Genomic DNA, 16,839 nt, shown 5'->3' on the forward strand with positions numbered 1-16,839 from the left:
GACAGCGTGTCAGAGGCTTCGAGGGCCGCTGTCCGATTGACAGGCCCATCCTGAACTGGTGCCCATTCGCAGAAATCCATTATATTTCAATAATATAAGCGGAGATTGGTGCCTCAGGAGGGACTCGAACCCCCACACCCTCGCGGATAACAGATTTTGAGTCTGTCGCGTCTACCGGTTCCGCCACTGAGGCAACGGCGCGGCACTATAGCGGCGGCGAGCCCCCCGTCAACGGACGCCGGACACACCCACCCGCCCAACTATTGCTACGCTGCGACACGATGATCGGCCGCGCGCCGAAGCTATGGTTCCCAGCCGGGGGCCTATTGTCGGAACACGCGGCCAAATCCCAATTCACGGTCCAACTCTCTGGAATTCGGAGTGACGGGTGGAGAGCATCACGACGTCTCTGTTCATGCTGCTTGCGGTCGTCTTCAGCGGCATTCTCGCCAGAGCCCTGCCGATCGCCCTGCCACTGCCTCTCGTTCAAATAGGTCTCGGCGCCGCCATCGGGAACATCGCCGACCTCCGCGTCGTGCTCGAGCCCCACATTTTCTTTCTGCTCTTCCTGCCGCCCCTCTTGTTCCTCGACGGATGGCGCATACCCAAGGAAGGCCTGTTCCGGGACAGGGGTACGATCCTGGAGCTGGCGCTTGGCCTCGTCGTATTCACCGTGCTCGGCGTCGGGCTTCTCATCCACTGGATGATCCCGTCGATGCCGCTGGCTGTCGCGTTCGCGCTGGCGGCCATCCTCTCTCCGACGGATCCGATCGCCGTTTCCGCCATTGCAGCCCGCGTGCCCATTCCCAAGCGGCTCATGCACATTCTGGAAGGCGAGTCGCTGCTCAATGATGCATCGGGCCTCGTCTGCATGCGCTTTGCCGTCGCCGCGGCGCTGACGGGCACGTTCTCCCTCGTCTCCGCATTCAGCACCTTCGTGTGGCTCGCGATCGCGGGCATCGCGATCGGCGTCGGCGTGACGTGGATCATCATGAAGGCGAAGGACTATGCCTCGCGCCGCCTCGGCGAGGAGAGCGGATCGCAAATCCTCATCAGCCTGCTCATTCCATTCGGCGCCTATCTGCTCGCGGAGCACTTTCACTGCTCCGGCATTCTCGCAGCCGTCTCGGCCGGCATCACCATGAGCTACGCCGAGCAGAGCGGGCAGGCACTTGCCGTTACGCGCGTGCGGCGCGCCGCGGTGTGGGACCTTCTGCAGTTTTCGCTCAACGGGATCATCTTCGTCCTGCTCGGCGAGCAGCTTCCGAGCATCATCGGCAAGGCAGCGGACGCATTGCGCGACGCGGGCCACCATCACTGGATCTGGCTGCCGCTCTACGTCATCATCATCAACGCGGCGCTCGCGGCCCTGCGCTTTGCATGGGTCTGGGTGTCCTTCCGCTTCACGATGTACAGAGCGCGGCGAAATGGCAGCGCCCTCCAGAACCCGGGCTGGCGACTGATCGCCGCGACATCGCTCGCCGGTGTGCGCGGCGCAATCACGCTCGCCGGCATCCTCACGCTGCCGCTCGGAATGCCCGACGGTACGCCATTCCCGGCCCGAGACCTCGCGATCTTCCTCGCTACGGGCGTGATCATCATGTCGCTCATCGCGGCGAGCATCGGGCTGCCGTACCTCCTCAAAGGCCTGAAGCTGCCGCAGGAGACCTCGAACAGTCGCCAGGAGAATATTGCCCGCGCCGCCGCCGCCCGCGCGGCCATCAAGGCCATCGAGCGCAAGCAGCACGAGATGGGGCAGGGGCGCAGCGACGCGAACCTCTATGCAGACGCCGGCGCGCGCCTCATGGATCTCTATCGCGAGAGGATCGATGGACGCGCCAAAACAGGTGAAAATGCCGAGTTCGTGCGGCACGTCGAGGAGATCGAGCACCGCTTGCGCATGGAAGGCCTCAAGGCCGAGCGCGACGAGCTGTTCCGGCTCGCCCGCTCACGCCGAGTATCGCATGATCTCGTTCGCAAGCTCGTGCGCGAGATCGACCTGATGGAAGCGCGCTATGCGCACTAGTGTGATGATCGAGAAATTCGCCACATCTCGCCGCACCGTACCGAGCGAATTTCTCGATCTGAATCACACTAGAAAATTTAGGCTTCTAGTGTCCCGATGCCGAAGTTCGCCCCACGTCGATGCTGGCTTCCCGAGCGAACTTCGGCATCGGGACACTAGGGCACCCGAAGCGCCTTCCGGCTCAGCCGCGGGCCCCCTCGGGGTTCAGCGCCTGCGCCGTGCCGATCATGCTGTCGCGCGTCGCGAGGCGCGCAAGCTCGTCCGTGCTCCAGCCGTCCGTGCCTTCAGGGCGCATGGGCAGAACGAGATAGCGGCAGTCGGCCGTCGAATCGACCACCCGTACCTCGACGCTGTCGGGAAGCTCCGTCCCGAACTCGGCGAGCACCGCGCGCGGCTCCCGCACGGTACGCGTCCTGTAGGCGCGTGACTTGTACCAGAGCGGCGGCAGACCGAGGATCGTGCGCGGATAGCAGGAGCAGAGCGTGCACACGATCATGTGGTGCACCTTTGGCGTATTCTCGAGCACGACGAGCTTCAGGCCCGGCAGGTCCATGCCCATTTCCTGCACGCCGGCATTGCCGTCCGCGAGCAGGCGCGCTTTGTAAGCCGCATCCGTCCACGCGCGGGCGACGACGCGGGCGCCATTCTCGGGCACCTTGCCGTCCCACTCCTCGATCATGTCCTCGACTTCGCGCGCGGTGATGATGCCCTTCTGGATCAGCAGCTCGCGCATGGCGATCTCGAGGAACTCCCATTCCTCTGTCGGCTCCTTGATGTCCGGCTGGAAGGGGCCGTGATCGTGCGGGTGGTCATGATCGTGGTGATGGTCGTGATCATGATCATGGTCGTGATCGTGGCTCATGCTGCCCTCCGCGCGCTATCGTCCAGCTCTAGTGTGATCGAGAAATTCGTCCGATCTCGCGGCACGGTACTGAACGAATTTCTCGATCTGAATCACACTAGAAAGCATATGATCCTAGTGTCCCTTTTAATTCTGAAGTTCGCTCGGGACATTAGCATCGAGGTTTGGCGAACTTCAGAATTGGGACACTAGCCAGTGCTCGTAGATCTCGACGATCAGGCTGTCATTCGAGCCATAAGAGCCTTCGCCAGCCCAAAGCTCGTCCATGGTGAAGCGCACCCAGTAGAGGGTCACTTCGGGCGTATCATACTGACCGACGGCAAGATGCTCGGGATTGTGGAACTCACCGAAGCGCCGCTCGACGACACCGTGCTTGCCGCGCAAGTACCACGGCGTGCGGATGTGGATGGGCTGCGGCCTGAGCGGGTGCTCCGCGCGCACTTTCACCGCCTGGCCGATCTCGAAAGCTGCCATCAGCATTTCTCCGACTGCTCGGCAACGCGCGATTTCACTTCCGCGAGCTTGGCGTCGATCTCGGCTTCGGTGACGACGCCTTTCTCGATGAGGAGGCCACGGAGCGCGTAGGCCCACTTCTCGTAGTAGCCGGCGGCATTGTAATGCCCGGGCGTCAGGCTCTCGATCGTGCGGCGCATCTCGTCGACGACCCAGTAGCTCCTCGGATTGGCGCGCATGAGCTGCATCAGCGCATCGACCCGGCGCTCGGAAAGCGTCGGCACGTGCTCGTGATTGTCGACCGGCCCGCCGGCCTCGCCACCCATGTCGTGGACGCCACGCTCGGCCATGTCCGCCTCCTCTTCCATCCCGCCCGCCATCCTTGCGGCGGTTGGGTCGGCCCGTCAACCACACCTCGGCAAATTGACACCAAGCCGCATAGAATTGCCATTGCGCCGACCGGGTCCGCCCCGCTAAATCGCACGCCCGATCCGGGAGGGCTCTCATGCTTCGCGGCCTCTATGACTGGACTATGTCGCTTGCCGCCCGCAAGTCCGCGGAATGGTGGCTGGCCTTCATTGCCTTTGTTGAAAGCTCGGTCTTCCTCATCCCCGCCGATGTGCTTTACGTGCCCATGGCGCTTGCCTGGCCGGGAAGGGCGTACCGGTACGCGCTCGTGGCAACCGTCGCCTCCGTTCTCGGCGGGATTGCGGGCTGGACCATCGGCTACTATGCATTCGATGCGATCGCTAAGCCCGCCCTCGAGTTCTACGGAAAGTTCGAGGCCTTCGAGCAACTGCGTGCTTCCGCCGACGCGGATCTGATCCTGCTCCTGCTCATCACGTCGGGCCTGTCGCATCTGCCGCCCATCAAGGTGGTGACCATCCTGTCCGGCGCGCTCCACGTGAATATCTGGCTGTTCATCGCCTCGGCGATCGTGGCCCGCGGCGCGCGTTTCCTCTTCCTCGCGTGGCTGCTGAACAGGTACGGCGTCACCATCCGCCATTTCATCGAGGAGCGCCTAGGCATGCTCGCCGCGCTCGGATGTGCGGCGCTCATTGGATTGTACGTGGTGGTGCGGTACGTGTCATAGAAGGAGCGCGTGCGCGATCGGGCGCATACGCGCGGCTCGACAGGAAACAGGGGATCGAAATGAGCGCTATCGCGTATCCTCAGGCCGACGGTCTCTTCAAAAATCCGGCTTATTCGCATGTGGCGGTCGCGTCGGGTGCCCGCACAGTTTACATCTCCGGGCAGGTCGCGATGGACAGCCAAGGCAACCTGGTGGGTGCCGGCGACCTCGGCGCGCAGACCGAGCAGGTCATGCGGAACCTCGGCCTGGCGCTCGCGGCGGCAGGCGCGAGCTTCGCCGACGTCGTCAAGATCACGACCTACGTCGTGGACTACAAACCGGAGCATCGCGCCATCATCGGCAAGGCGCGGACGCCGTTCTTTGCCGGCCGTGAGCCGCCGGCGAGCACGCTCGTCGGCATTTCAGCGCTCGCGGCGCCGGGATGGCTCATCGAGATCGAGGCTATTGCCGTCGTCGGCTAGCGGTCGCCGCGAACTCCCGTCCATAAAAGACGGGGGTTCGGGGGTGTCCCCCGATTGGGGCGTGGGGCGAAAGCCCCACTCGCGCCGCAGGCGCGACCTAGCCCGCCAACACCACCAAGCCATCGACCGCCACTGCGCCCTCGCCTTTCGCGCGCACGATGACGGGATTGATCTCTGCTTCGGTGATCTGCGGTACATCAGAGAGCGCTAGGTGTGAAATCGTGACGACGATCGCCGCCAGGGCGTCAAGATCGCCTTCCGGTAGTCCGCGGAATCCGCGCAGCGGCGCGAAGCCCTTGACCTCGGCGATCATGGCGCGCGCGGACGCCAGATCGACCGGCGCGGGCCGCACGGCGACGTCGCCATAGACTTCGGCGAGGATACCGCCGACGCCGACCGCGACGAGCGGCCCGACGCGCGGATCGCGGCGGAAGCCGACGATCGCCTCGCCGAGACCCTTGATCATTTCCTGCACGACAACGCCATCGATGCGCGCGCCGGGCACTTTCTTCGGCACGTCGCTCAGCAGCGTCGTGACGGCGGCTTTCAATGCCGCAGCATCGGCAATGCCGATCTTCACGCCGCCGACCTCGCTCTTGTGTGCGATGTCGGCCGAGAGGATCTTCGCGACGACGGGATAGTTGAGCTTCAGGGCATCGACGCCTGCCGCATCGCTCACCTGCGCAATCGCCGGCACTGGCACGCCGAGCGCCGAGAACAGCTCCAGCGCCCGCTGCTCGTTCAGAGTTGCAGCACCCTTTGCCCCATCGAGCGCGGCACGCGCTGCAGCCGGCAGCGCGATCGCGTCCTTCGCACGCGGCGGCGTCCAATCGAGATAGGCCCCGAGCGCATCGGCGCAGGCCTCGGGTGTGCGGAAGCCAGCGATGCCCGCCCCGGCCAACAGCTCGAGCGAGCGCTGCGCATTCGGCAGCAGGAAGGCGACGATCGGCTTCTCGGCACTCGCCCATTTGGCGAGCGGCGCGACGGCGAGCTCCGGGAAGTATTCCGCCGAGGAGCCGACGCCGACAACCACAGCATCGACACGAGGATCGGCCATGAAGCTCGACATGACCGTATCGACCACCTCGGGCTTGGTGCCGGCCATGGTCAGATCCGCGATCGGCGCACCGGGCGCGACATCGATCTTGAAAGCCGCGAGGCCCTCGCTCAGGGTCTCCGCCGCGGGCACGACCTCGATGCCGCGCGAGCCCAGATGATCCACGACCAGCGCAGCCGCGCCCCCCGTCGTCGTCGTCACGGCGACGCGCTTGCCCTTGGCAGGCTTGCGGCCCTTGAGCAGGAGCGGCGCCTCGATGAGGCTCTCGAAATGATCGAGCCGCATGATGCCGCAGTCAGAGAGGAAGGCGTCGAGTGCGCGCGTCTCGCCGACCATGGCGCCGGTGTGCGACTGCGCAAGTGCCTGCCCGAGATCGGAGCGGCCGAGCACATAGGCCATGACCGGCTTTCCGGCCGCGTGCGCCTTCCGCGCCATCTCCGCCACGCCGACGGGATCGCGCATGGTCTCGAGGAAGAGCAGGATCACGTCGGTATCGGGATCGTCGACCAGCATGGACGCGATCTCGCCGACCGTGAGATCGCACTCGTTGCCGATCGAGACGAGCGTCGAGAAGCCGATGCCGCGCGCCTCGCCGCGGCTGACGAGCGCGCCGATCATGGAGCCCGACTGCGAGACGAGCCCCGTGCGGCCCTTGGGCAAACGCTCGCGCTCGAGCACGGCGTTGGCGGAAAGCGTCAGCGGCCAGTGCGTATTGATCACGCCGAGGCTGTTCGGGCCGATGAGGCGTACGCCGCCCTCACGCGCCGCCGCAATCAGTGCCGCCTGGCGCGCCTTGCCGGCCTCGCCGCCTTCGGCGAAGCCACCTGCGAAGATGGTCGCCGCCGCGACGCCGGCCTTGCCGCAGTCGCGGATAGCCTCGACAACCGAGTTCGTGCCGAGCATGACGTAGGCGTGATCCGGCGGCTCCGGGCAGTCGGCCAGCGAGGCGTAGCAGGGCTCGCCGAAGAGCTCCTTGTAGCCGGGGTTGATCGGATAAATTGTGCCGGTGAAGCCGTGCTTGCGCAGATAACGCTGCGGGCGCGAGTTGTTCTTCTTCACGTCGCCGGAGGCCCCGACAATGGCAACGCGCTCGGGGCGCAGCAGGCAGTCGGCGAAGGGTCTGGCCATGGTCAAAGTCCTCCCTTGGCGGCCCACAATTCATGCTCGAAGCCGCTGTTTCAGGCTATGTCTATCCGATCGAGCCATGATCCGCCATATGTCCGGACATATAGGAGATATGACATGACGACAAACGTCGAGCGCTACCAGCGGATCGCCCCGCTCTACGACTTCCTCGATGGCCCGTTCGAGCGCAGCCGCTATCGCCCGTTGCGCCCCAAGCTGTTCGATGGGCTATCAGGCCAGCTCCTGGATGCCGGCATCGGCACCGGGCGGAATTGCGAATTCTACCCACCGGAGGCCGTCGTCACGGGCATCGACACGAGCCCCGCAATGCTGGAGCGGGCCCGCACGCGGTGCCCGACGCTCGCTGCGGGCGGCCGGCTCTACGAAATGGACGTGACCGCCCTCAGTTTCCCCACGGCCTCCTTCGACGCCGCGGTGTCGAGCTTCCTTTTCTGCGTCCTGCCCGACAACCAGCAGGTACCGGCACTGCGCGAGCTTGGCCGCGTCGTGCGGCCCGGCGGGCTCATCCGCCTGCTCGAATACGTCCGGCCGAGTGGCCAGCTGCGCCGCGCCATCACGTACATCTGGCAGCCCTGGGTCGCCTGGGCTTACGGCGCGAGCTACGACCGCCATACGGAAGAGCGCGTGCCCGAGGCGGGCCTGGAGGTCGTCGAGAGCCGCTTCGTGGTCGATGACATCCTCAAAATGCTGACCGTGCGCGCGCCGGCCCATCAGGTCGCGTAGGGAGCCATGCACGGCGCGATTTTCGCCCCCTATATCGAGCGATGGAGGCTCCTTCCCGATGGCGCGCCCATAACGACGCCCGCGGCTCATCTCTTGCCCGTGCGGCGGGACGGCGCGCCCGCCATGCTGAAAGTCGTCACGCTCGATGAGGCCAAGCCGGGCAACAGCCTCCTCGCGTGGTGGGAGGGGCAGGGCGCGGCGCGCGTCTATGAGATGGACGGCGATGCCATCCTCATGGAGCGCGCACTTGGAACGCGCTCTCTCGTCGAGTATGCCCGCAACGGGCGCGATGACGAAGCGACGCGCATACTCTGCGATGCCGTCGCCGCCCTTCATGCGCCCCGCGCGAAGCCCAATCCCGAACTCGTATCGCTCGATGTCTGGTTCGCGCCGCTCTCGCCGGTCGCTCGAACGCATGGCGGCTTGCTCGCACGCGCCGACGTCGCTGCTCGCGCGCTGTTGGCCGAGCCGCGAGATGTCGTGCCCCTGCACGGCGACATTCACCACGAGAACGTGCTCGACTTCGGCGCGCGCGGCTGGCTCGCCATTGATCCGCACGCAATCCTCGGCGAGCGCGCCTTCGACTACGCGAACATCTTCTGCAATCCGGACCTCGGCGATCCTGCGCTCGGCGTGGCGCGCGATCCGGCGCGATTTCGCCGCCGCCTCGCAATCGTCGCCGAGCACGCCAGCATCGAGCGCCATCGGCTGGCGCAATGGATACTCGCATGGTGCGGGCTGTCGGCCGCATGGTTCATCGACGACGGCATGAGCGCCGAAATCGACCTCGCCATCGCGGAACTGGCGGTAGCCGAGATCGCCGACTGAGCCGCCTTGCATCCCATTTCTCTTTTCTGCCCGCTCACGTGTCGTGGGCGCGTCGGCCACACCATCTTGTAAGCGACGAACCTCGCACCAATTTGATATCGCAGGACATAATTCCGCTTGGGCGATGGCTCACGCGTGCACGATGCTCATATGGAGTTGTCTCCTCGATGGCCGCACACGACGACGATCATGATCTTGGCTTGCCGCACGATCTCGGCAGGCTGCTTTCTCGCCGTACTGCCCTCACGCTGCTCGGCGCGGCAGCCACGGCCGGCCTTGCAGGCTGCGACTATCTCCCCTTCGTGGGACGCGCCGAGGCCGAGATCGTCGGCAAGGGGGCGGACGGCGTCGAATGCGTCGCCCATCCGCGCGAAACAGCCGGTCCCTTCCCGGCCGATGGTTCCAATCGCGCGCATGGCACGCTGGCCAATGTCCTCACCGACAGCGGCATCGTTCGCGCGGACATGCGGCCCAATCTCGACAACAGCGGCGCTCCTGCCGCGGGTGTCGAGCTCAAGTTCACGCTCAACCTCGTGGACGTGAGCAGGAGCTGTGCACCGCTGAAGGATCACGCGATCTATCTCTGGCACTGTGATGCGGCCGGCAAATATTCGATCTACGACCTGCCGAATGCAACGTACCTGCGCGCCGTCGGTGTGACCGACGCCAAGGGCCAGATGACGCTCACCACCATCGTGCCCGGCTGTTACATGGGGCGCTATCCCCACTTCCACTTCGAGGTCTATCCGAGCCTCGCCAAGGCGACCGACTACAGGAACCGCCTCCTCACTTCACAGCTCGCCATTCCCGGTGACGTCTGCACCGCTGTCTACAACAGCGTGCCCGCCTACAAGGCGAGCATAGCGGCCTTTGCCAAGTCACCGCTCGAGCGCGACGGGATTTTCAGAGACAACACGCCGAAGCAGCTTGCCGCCCAGACGCTCGCCATGACCAAGGCGCCGGACGGCAGCTATGGCGGGACCGTGACGATTGGCCTTCAGGCCGCGTGACGTCCGCAAACGCTGCTGGCTCGAGGCATCGAATACATCGGCCAATCCCAGCCTTCGGCGGGCGGTCGGAGACCTTCGCGCGCATTGTTCATTCCCTGCGGTTTGATAGGATGAGCAACGGAATTGCGTTCGTGCAAGTTGCTCACCAGGCGCGGAGTGCATCGACAGAGGCTCACATGCCGACGTCCGCCGAGATGATACTGCAGGAGTTGATGCGCGCCTTTCCCGCGACGCGCCAAAGGGCGTTTGCCGCTCTCGTGAATACGACGCGGGGCCATGAGCCCATGGCCGTGGCGCAGGCCTTCCGTGACAAATCCGATTGGACGACGCTCGATCCCGATTGGCTCGACGCCGTGCCCGACGGATTGTCGACGGCGCTGAGCTTTCTCTCCGACGAGGCTGTCTGCTTTTATATTCCGGCTTTTCTCTCGGCCGATCTCAATGGGCGGCTCGGCGGCGCCGATCCCGTGTTCGCTCTCACCTATGGATTTGCCCACGGTGTCGGCGAAGAGCGCATTCACCCGCGCCAGCCACGAACCTGGGGCGACTATGCCCGGGCTCGCTGGTCGGCTCTCACGCGACCACAGGCGCGCGCGATCGTCATGTATCTCGAATGGCGCGTCGTCGCGCGCGCCACGCCGCTCGAACGAGAGGCCATTGCCGAGGCCCTCGCAAAGTACTGGCACGCGCGCGCTGCCGACGCGTCGTGACTGGATCGCTTCTGCCCCCAACCGAGGGCTTGCAGAAAAGCCATTGGCCGCGGTCTTCAGCAAAGCAGCAGTCGTGAGCGAGCAGCGCCCGACTGGATTTGACGCCCTCCCCTTCCCCGTGCCAGCTTGCCGACATCAAAATCCACAAACGAGCCCAGAGACATACCAAGAGGAAAGGCACCGACGATGGCTGGCTGCTTGGAAGGCAAAGTCGTAGTAGTGACCGGCGCAGGCCGCGGCATCGGCAGGGGCATGGCCCTCCTGGCCGCCCATGAGGGCGCGAAGGTCGTCGTCAATGACCTCGGCGCCTCGGTGGACGGCGAGGGCGCCTCGAGCCAGCAGCCCGCCGAAGAGGTTGTCGAGGAAATCCGCAAGGCCGGCGGCCAGGCCGTCGCGAACTTCGAGAGCGTCGCCGAGCCGAAGAGCGCGGAAAAGATCGTCCAGTGCGCGCTCGACAACTTCAAGCGCATCGACGGCGTGATCAACAATGCGGGCATCCTGCGCGACCGCATTTTCCACCGCATGTCGATCATGGACTTCGATCAGGTCATCAAGGTGCACCTCTACGGCGCCTTCTATGTAAGCCGTGCCGCTGCGAACCACTTCAAGGAGCAGGAGTCGGGCGCGTTCGTGCACTTCACGTCGACCTCGGGCCTCATCGGCAATTTCGGTCAGGCGAACTACGCCGCCGCCAAGATGGGCATCGTCGGCCTTTCGCGCGGCATTGCCCTCGACATGCAGCGCTACAACGTGCGCTCGAACTGCATCTCGCCCTTTGCCTGGAGCCGCATGATCGGCACCATCCCGACCGAGACGCCCGAGCAGCAGGCCCGCGTCGAGCGCATCAAGAAGATGACGCCCGACAAGATCGCCCCGCTCGCGATCTTCCTGCTCTCCGATCTCGCGAAAGAGGTCTCCGGCCAGATCCTCGCCTCGCGCATGCACGAGATCTATCTCTTCAACCAGACCCGCCCGATCCGCAGCGTGCACCGCGAGGATGGCTGGACGCCGCAATCCATCGCCGAGCACGCGCTCCCCGCCATGCGCTCCTCGCTGACGCCGCTCGATCGCTCGGGCGATGTCTTTAGCTGGGATCCGATCTGATTTTACAAATGTGCGGGCGCTTCGCCGGATGCGCCCGCACGATTGTGCCTGTTCGTCATGAGCCCAACGAGAGAAACAACATGGCCCCCTTCCCCGCCCGCAAAGATACGCACGTCCTCTTCGCGCATGTCGCCTACGAGTTCACCGAGCCGTTCACGGCACGCCAGACCGGCATGACCTTCGAGATCGCGCGCAACTACGACGAGCTGGTCGCAAAGCTGCCGAACGCCGACGTGCTCTCCGTCTCCATGATGTGGAAGAACGAGCTCGCGGCGAAGAACCCGCGCTTGAAGCTCATCCAGTCCATCAGCGCCGGCACGGACCAGTACGATCGCGAGATCCTGAAGCAGCACGGCATCCGCCTTGCGAGCGGCCACGGCGTCAACGCCAATGCCGTCGCCGAGCACGCCATCTCGCTCATGCTGTCCCTCTCGCGCCAGCTCCATTTCCTGCGCGATGCACAGGCCGCGAAGTCCTGGCGCGGTATGCAGGGCGACCGCTCTATCCGCGAGGACGAGGTCGAGGGCAAGACCGTGCTCATCGTCGGTGCAGGACGCATCGGCCAGCGGCTCGCTGCACTGTGCAAGGCCTTCGGCATGAAGGTGATCGCAACGCGCCGCAACACGGCGGCCGGCGCAGGTGCCGCTGACGAGGTCGTGGCCGACAGCGCGCTGATGAGCAAGCTGCCCGAAGCCGACTTCGTCGTGCTCACCTGCCCGCTGACGCCGGAGACGACGAACCTCATCTCGGGGCCGCAGATCGCTGCGATGAAGCCGACCGCCTACCTCGTGAACGTCGCGCGCGGCAAGGTCGTGGATGAGCCGGCCATCACAACCGCACTCAAGGAGAAGCGCATCCGCGGTGCCGCCCTCGACGTGACAGTGGAGGAACCGCTGCCCGCATCTTCGCCGCTCTGGTCCATGCCGCACGTCATCATCACGCCGCACTCGGCGGGCGAGACTGTCCGCTATGAGGACCGCGTGATCGACCTGCTCATCGAGAACGCCGACCGCCTCGCACGCGGCGAGACCAAGCTCGTCAACGAGATCGTGTAGATTTTCTTTGCTTGCCGTGGGCTGCTGGGAAAAGGTGCTGTCGCACCTTGCGGTGGTGCTATGCCCGCGACCGCCATGCGGACGGGTCAACCGGGAGGACACCTCCCGGCCCGCTTTTTTGTTTGGAATTCAATGCCCCCGGCACGATTTCCGCGCGCGAGAGACGGATTTGACCGGCTGACACGTTTGTCCGTCGGGGCCCGTATGCAAGCGCCGGTCCCCCCCTCTAGCCTATGCCACGGAGGGGAGGTGAGGGGCGGTCAATATGCCATCGACTCCACAGGGCCGCCCCTCGCTCAGACCATCAGCAGGCGCACCTATTTCAGAGCGGCCCTGATCAGCGCAATGGCTTCAGGCGTGTCCCATTCGGCGGGGCCGACCATCCGGCCGATCTCGCGGCCATCCGCATCGATCAGCAGCGTCGCCGGCAGGCCTATCGCCTTGAGCGTCGATGCCATGCGCGCATTCGGGTCCGCGAGAACGGCGAGATTGCGCGCATTGACCTGCTCGAGAAACTTCCTGGCGCCATCTATGCCGGTGCGATCCACGCTGACGGCAACCACCTCGAATTTCCCCGAACCAAGCTTCGCCTGAAGGCGGTCGAGACCCGGCATCTCCTTGCGGCAAGGCGCACACCAGGTCGCCCAGAGATTGAGAAGGACGACCTTGCCCTTCCAGTCGGCCAGCGTGCGCTCACGGCCGTCGGCATCGACAAACGGCGCGCTCGGCAGATCCTCAGGCGCGCTCTTGAAGACAAAGGAAGCCATCTGGCCAACGCTGAGCGCATTCCGCCCCGGCCCCGTGGGTAGCGATGCAGAGGGCTTCGCCTCGGTCGCCGACGATGGCCCTGTCGGCACGACTTTGGCAACCACCTCCGTGCCTTTGCGATTGTCAGGCTCCCCCAGGGTCACGTATACCGCGCCAAATCCGATCAGCGCGAAAACAGCCGCGACCGCGATATACGCTATGAAGGGCAGCCCTCTGGGCGCGGCCTTCTCGGCCTCGCCGCTACGTTCGTTGCTGCTCATGCTTGTCCTTCTGGCTTCCCAGCTACGCCAGCGTTCGATTGAAGAGGCCCCGCCGTGACCCGTTCCGACGCAAACAAGATGTGGGGTGGCCGCTTCGCAATGTCACCCGCCGAACTGATGGTCGAGATAAATGCCTCCATCGGCTTCGACAAGGCCATGGCACCGCAGGATATTGCGGGCTCCAAGGCGCACGCCGAAATGCTTGCTCGCCAAGGCATCATCTCCAAGACCGATGCACGCGAGATTATAAAGGGTCTCGAGCAGGTTCGGAGCGAGATCGAGCGCGGCGAATTCGCCTTTTCGCAAGCACTCGAAGATATTCATATGAACGTCGAAAGCCGGCTTGCCGAGCTGATCGGGCCGGCTGCGGGGCGGCTCCATACAGCCCGCTCGCGCAATGATCAGGTGGCGCTCGACTTCCGGTTGTATGTCCGCGACAGCCTCGACGCGTTCGACAGCACGCTGCACAGCCTCCAGCAGGTGCTGGCGACGAAGGCGGAAACTCACGCCGATGTCGTGATGCCGGGCTTCACCCATCTCCAGCCCGCCCAGCCGGTGACCTTCGGCCACCATCTGCTCGCCTATGTCGAGATGCTGGGACGCGACCGCGGCCGCTTTGCCGATGCGAGGAAGCGGCTCAATGAAAGCCCGCTCGGCTCGGCGGCGCTTGCCGGCACATCCTTCCCGATCGATCGGGAGGCAACCGCCGAGGCCTTGGGCTTCGACCGGCCGACCGCGAATTCCCTAGACGGCGTCTCGGACCGCGATTTTGCGCTGGAAACGCTTGCCGCCGCGGCGATTTCGGCCATGCACCTCTCGCGGCTCGCCGAGGAGATCGTGATCTGGATGACGCCGCAGTTCGGCTTCGTCCGGCTTTCCGACAAGTGGACGACCGGCTCCTCCATCATGCCGCAGAAGCGCAACCCGGATGCCGCCGAGCTCTGCCGGGCCAAGGTCGGGCGCATTGCTGGCGCCTTCCAGGGCCTGCTCATGGTCATGAAGGGCCTGCCGCTGACCTATTCCAAGGACATGCAGGAGGACAAGGAAGCCACCTTCGACGCGCTCCGCGCCTTTGCCGTGGCCGCCGCCGCCATGCGCGGCATGATCGAGGATCTGGAGCCTGTCCCCGAGACCATGCGCGCTGCCGCGGGCCGCGGCTACTCCACCGCCACGGACCTCGCCGATTGGCTCGTGCGCACCCTCGGCCTCCCCTTCCGCGAGGCCCACCACGTCACGGGGACCATCGTCAAACGGGCCGAGAGCAAGGGCATGGCCCTCGAAGACCTCTCGCTCGCCGAGATGCAGGCCGTCGAGCCACGGATCACCAAAGACGTGTTCAGCGTCCTTTCGGTTGATGCCTCGGTCAGGAGCCGCACGAGCTATGGGGGAACTGCGCCACAGAACGTCCGCAAAATGGCGCGACGCTGGATAAAGCGGTTGGAAAAGGCACCGGGTAAGGCCTAATAGGGTTGTGTGCGCTCGATCTTGCGCACCGGTCCGGCTCGTACCGGACACTACTGAACGGACGGACATGATCGCTCGGGTTGCAGGTGTCGGCATTGTACTGGGCTTGCTGGCGGTTTCGCTGGCCGGCTGCGGCGTGCGCGGTCCGCTGGATGGCCCATCGGCTAATCAGCAGGGTCAGGCCCGCAATGGGACGCTGACGACGCCGGCCAAAGCCGGCGAGCCGGCGACCAAACCGCCGCATCGCGATTTCTTCCTCGACGGCCTGCTCCGCTAGTTCCGATCCGCTAGCTTCCCCGGCATTCCCGCTGTAATTGACAGACACGCCGTCACTGAGCGCGAGACTTCCCGCGCCCGGACGCATTGCCGCCACGCCCGACCCGAGCTCTCAAATGCACCACTTCACCTATCGCGACGGCCGGCTCCATGCCGAGGATGTCGATCTGACGACCCTTGCCGACGCGGTTGGCACGCCCTTCTACTGCTATTCGACCGCCACGCTCGAACGGCACTATTCCGTATTTTCACGGGCCGTAGGCGCTCCCAAGTCCCGCGTCTTCTTCGCCATGAAGGCGAACAGCAATCTCGCGGTGCTGAGCACGCTCGCCCGCCTCGGCGCCGGCGCCGATACCGTCTCCGAGGGCGAGATCCGCAAGGCGCTGGCGGCCAGCATTCCCGCAAGCTCGATCGTGTTTTCCGGCGTCGGCAAGAGCGAGAGCGAGCTCGCCTTCGCCGTGGATGCGGGCATCTATCAGATCAATATCGAGACCGAGGGCGAGTTGCACACGCTCTCCCGCATCGCCGCGGCCCGGAGGAAGCGCCAGAACGCCGTCTTCCGCATCAACCCGGACATCGGCGCCGGCGGCCACGCCAAGATCACGACCGGATCCGAGGGTAACAAGTTCGGCATCAGCATCAGCGAGGCCGAGCGTCTTTACACGGTCGCGGCCAATCTGCCCGGCGTGCGCATTCTCGGCCTCGCCGTGCACATCGGCAGCCAGATCCGCGAGCTCGACGAGCTGCAGGCCGCCTTCGGCCGCTTGCGCGAGCTGGCCGAGCGCCTTGCCGCCCAGGGCCACCGGGTCGAGCGCATCGACCTCGGCGGCGGCCTCGGCATTCCCTATGAGATGGAGGAGGCGGTCGATCACGGCCCCGGCCTCATCGAGGCCTACGCCGGCATGGTGGCGAGCACGTTCGCCGGCCTCGATGCCGAGCTTGCCTATGAGCCGGGCCGCCTGATCGTCGGTAATGCCGGCATCCTCGTCACCCGCGTCATCACGCTCAATCCGCGCGCGAGAAAAACCATCCTCGTCGTCGACGCGGCCATGAACGACCTCATCCGGCCCGCCATGTACGACGCTTTCCACGACATCTGGCCCATCCGCGAGCCGGCCCTCGGAACGCCGAACCGGCTCTACGACGTGGTCGGCCCGATCTGCGAGAGCGGCGACACGTTCGCCACCGGCCGCACGCTGCCCGAGACCCAGCCCGGCGATCTCGTCGCCCTCATGACCGCCGGCGCCTACGGGGCCGTCATGTCCTCGACCTACAATTCCCGCCTCCTGGTACCCGAGGTCATGGTTCATGGCGCCGACTGGGCCGTTGTCCGCCCGCGGCCGACCTACGAGGAGCTCATCCAGCTCGACCACCTGCCGGCCTGGCTCAGCACCTCCCGCTGACCGGCCACGATCCCGCCGCAGTACGCGTTAATCCTCGCCCTGAACGCAAATTGATCGAGATGCTGGATCGTTTTGCAGCGCGGCATACGTGAAGCGTGTTAGGAACTATGTGCCGGGGCGTGGGTACGACCGGTATGCGG

The 16,839-nt window shown here is 65.2% G+C and carries 17 protein-coding genes and 1 tRNA gene; 12 read left to right on the plus strand and 6 right to left on the minus strand.

The window, feature by feature from the left end; all coding sequences use genetic code 11:
- Positions 1-106: 106 nt before the first annotated feature.
- Positions 107-193: transfer RNA gene (locus CS1BSM3_RS23655), tRNA-Leu, on the minus strand.
- 195 nt (positions 194-388) lie between these two features.
- Between CS1BSM3_RS23655 and CS1BSM3_RS23660 the strand changes: the two genes are divergently transcribed.
- A complete protein-coding gene (locus CS1BSM3_RS23660) occupies positions 389-2,026 on the plus strand; it encodes a Na+/H+ antiporter (RefSeq protein ID WP_072391755.1) in 1,638 nt (545 codons plus the stop codon).
- A 181-nt stretch (positions 2,027-2,207) separates the two neighbouring features.
- Here the strand turns inward: CS1BSM3_RS23660 and nthA are convergent, their stop codons facing one another.
- The 3 genes from nthA to CS1BSM3_RS28845 form a co-directional block, all read right to left on the minus strand.
- On the minus strand, positions 2,208-2,888 hold the full coding sequence (gene nthA / locus CS1BSM3_RS23665) for a nitrile hydratase subunit alpha (protein ID WP_072391758.1): 681 nt from the start codon (positions 2,886-2,888) through the stop codon (positions 2,208-2,210).
- 174 nt (positions 2,889-3,062) lie between these two features.
- Positions 3,063-3,362: an SH3-like domain-containing protein gene (locus CS1BSM3_RS28840; protein ID WP_072391761.1), complete on the minus strand. Its 300-nt coding sequence runs from the start codon at positions 3,360-3,362 to the stop codon at positions 3,063-3,065.
- Positions 3,362-3,691 (minus strand): SH3-like domain-containing protein, encoded by a 330-nt coding sequence (locus CS1BSM3_RS28845; RefSeq protein WP_072394447.1) that lies wholly within the window; start codon positions 3,689-3,691, stop codon positions 3,362-3,364. Before CS1BSM3_RS28845 ends, CS1BSM3_RS28840 begins: the two co-directional genes overlap by 1 nt.
- A gap of 155 nt (positions 3,692-3,846) precedes the next feature.
- Here CS1BSM3_RS28845 and CS1BSM3_RS23680 point away from each other — a divergent pair, with 155 nt between their 5' ends.
- A complete protein-coding gene (locus tag CS1BSM3_RS23680; protein ID WP_072391764.1) occupies positions 3,847-4,434 on the plus strand; it encodes a YqaA family protein in 588 nt (195 codons plus the stop codon).
- A gap of 59 nt (positions 4,435-4,493) precedes the next feature.
- Positions 4,494-4,895, plus strand: a complete 402-nt coding sequence (locus tag CS1BSM3_RS23685) for a RidA family protein (protein ID WP_072391767.1) — start codon at positions 4,494-4,496, stop codon at positions 4,893-4,895.
- Between the two features lie 97 nt (positions 4,896-4,992).
- Here the strand turns inward: CS1BSM3_RS23685 and CS1BSM3_RS23690 are convergent, their stop codons facing one another.
- Positions 4,993-7,080, minus strand: a complete 2,088-nt coding sequence (locus tag CS1BSM3_RS23690) for an acetate--CoA ligase family protein (protein WP_072391770.1) — start codon at positions 7,078-7,080, stop codon at positions 4,993-4,995.
- 114 nt (positions 7,081-7,194) lie between these two features.
- Between CS1BSM3_RS23690 and CS1BSM3_RS23695 the strand changes: the two genes are divergently transcribed.
- From CS1BSM3_RS23695 to CS1BSM3_RS23720, 6 genes are all read left to right on the plus strand, one after another.
- Positions 7,195-7,821, plus strand: a complete 627-nt coding sequence (locus CS1BSM3_RS23695; protein ID WP_072391772.1) for a class I SAM-dependent methyltransferase — start codon at positions 7,195-7,197, stop codon at positions 7,819-7,821.
- A gap of 18 nt (positions 7,822-7,839) precedes the next feature.
- Entirely contained in the window at positions 7,840-8,649 is an 810-nt protein-coding gene (locus tag CS1BSM3_RS23700) for an aminoglycoside phosphotransferase family protein (RefSeq protein WP_083528989.1), read from the plus strand.
- A 167-nt stretch (positions 8,650-8,816) separates the two neighbouring features.
- Positions 8,817-9,659 (plus strand): dioxygenase family protein, encoded by an 843-nt coding sequence (locus CS1BSM3_RS23705; RefSeq protein ID WP_072391775.1) that lies wholly within the window; start codon positions 8,817-8,819, stop codon positions 9,657-9,659.
- A gap of 176 nt (positions 9,660-9,835) precedes the next feature.
- Positions 9,836-10,369 carry a DUF6714 family protein gene (locus tag CS1BSM3_RS23710; RefSeq protein WP_143149329.1) on the plus strand — a complete coding sequence of 178 codons (534 nt, stop codon included), beginning with the start codon at positions 9,836-9,838 and terminating at the stop codon, positions 10,367-10,369.
- 186 nt (positions 10,370-10,555) lie between these two features.
- Entirely contained in the window at positions 10,556-11,473 is a 918-nt protein-coding gene (locus tag CS1BSM3_RS23715; RefSeq protein WP_072391782.1) for an SDR family NAD(P)-dependent oxidoreductase, read from the plus strand.
- A gap of 80 nt (positions 11,474-11,553) precedes the next feature.
- Positions 11,554-12,528: a D-2-hydroxyacid dehydrogenase gene (locus CS1BSM3_RS23720; RefSeq protein WP_072391785.1), complete on the plus strand. Its 975-nt coding sequence runs from the start codon at positions 11,554-11,556 to the stop codon at positions 12,526-12,528.
- A 317-nt stretch (positions 12,529-12,845) separates the two neighbouring features.
- Here the strand turns inward: CS1BSM3_RS23720 and CS1BSM3_RS23725 are convergent, their stop codons facing one another.
- Positions 12,846-13,556 (minus strand): TlpA family protein disulfide reductase, encoded by a 711-nt coding sequence (locus CS1BSM3_RS23725; protein WP_072391788.1) that lies wholly within the window; start codon positions 13,554-13,556, stop codon positions 12,846-12,848.
- 54 nt (positions 13,557-13,610) lie between these two features.
- Here CS1BSM3_RS23725 and argH point away from each other — a divergent pair, with 54 nt between their 5' ends.
- From argH to lysA, 3 genes are all read left to right on the plus strand, one after another.
- Positions 13,611-15,020, plus strand: a complete 1,410-nt coding sequence (argH, locus tag CS1BSM3_RS23730; RefSeq protein WP_244540599.1) for an argininosuccinate lyase — start codon at positions 13,611-13,613, stop codon at positions 15,018-15,020.
- 67 nt (positions 15,021-15,087) lie between these two features.
- A complete protein-coding gene (locus tag CS1BSM3_RS23735; RefSeq protein ID WP_072391794.1) occupies positions 15,088-15,297 on the plus strand; it encodes a lipoprotein in 210 nt (69 codons plus the stop codon).
- Positions 15,298-15,412: 115 nt separating this feature from the next.
- Positions 15,413-16,699 (plus strand): diaminopimelate decarboxylase, encoded by a 1,287-nt coding sequence (gene lysA, locus CS1BSM3_RS23740; RefSeq protein ID WP_072391797.1) that lies wholly within the window; start codon positions 15,413-15,415, stop codon positions 16,697-16,699.
- Positions 16,700-16,839 lie beyond the last annotated feature (140 nt).

Origin of the sequence: Hyphomicrobium sp. CS1BSMeth3, from assembly GCF_900117415.1 — a bacterium.
Taxonomy (GTDB): domain Bacteria; phylum Pseudomonadota; class Alphaproteobacteria; order Rhizobiales; family Hyphomicrobiaceae.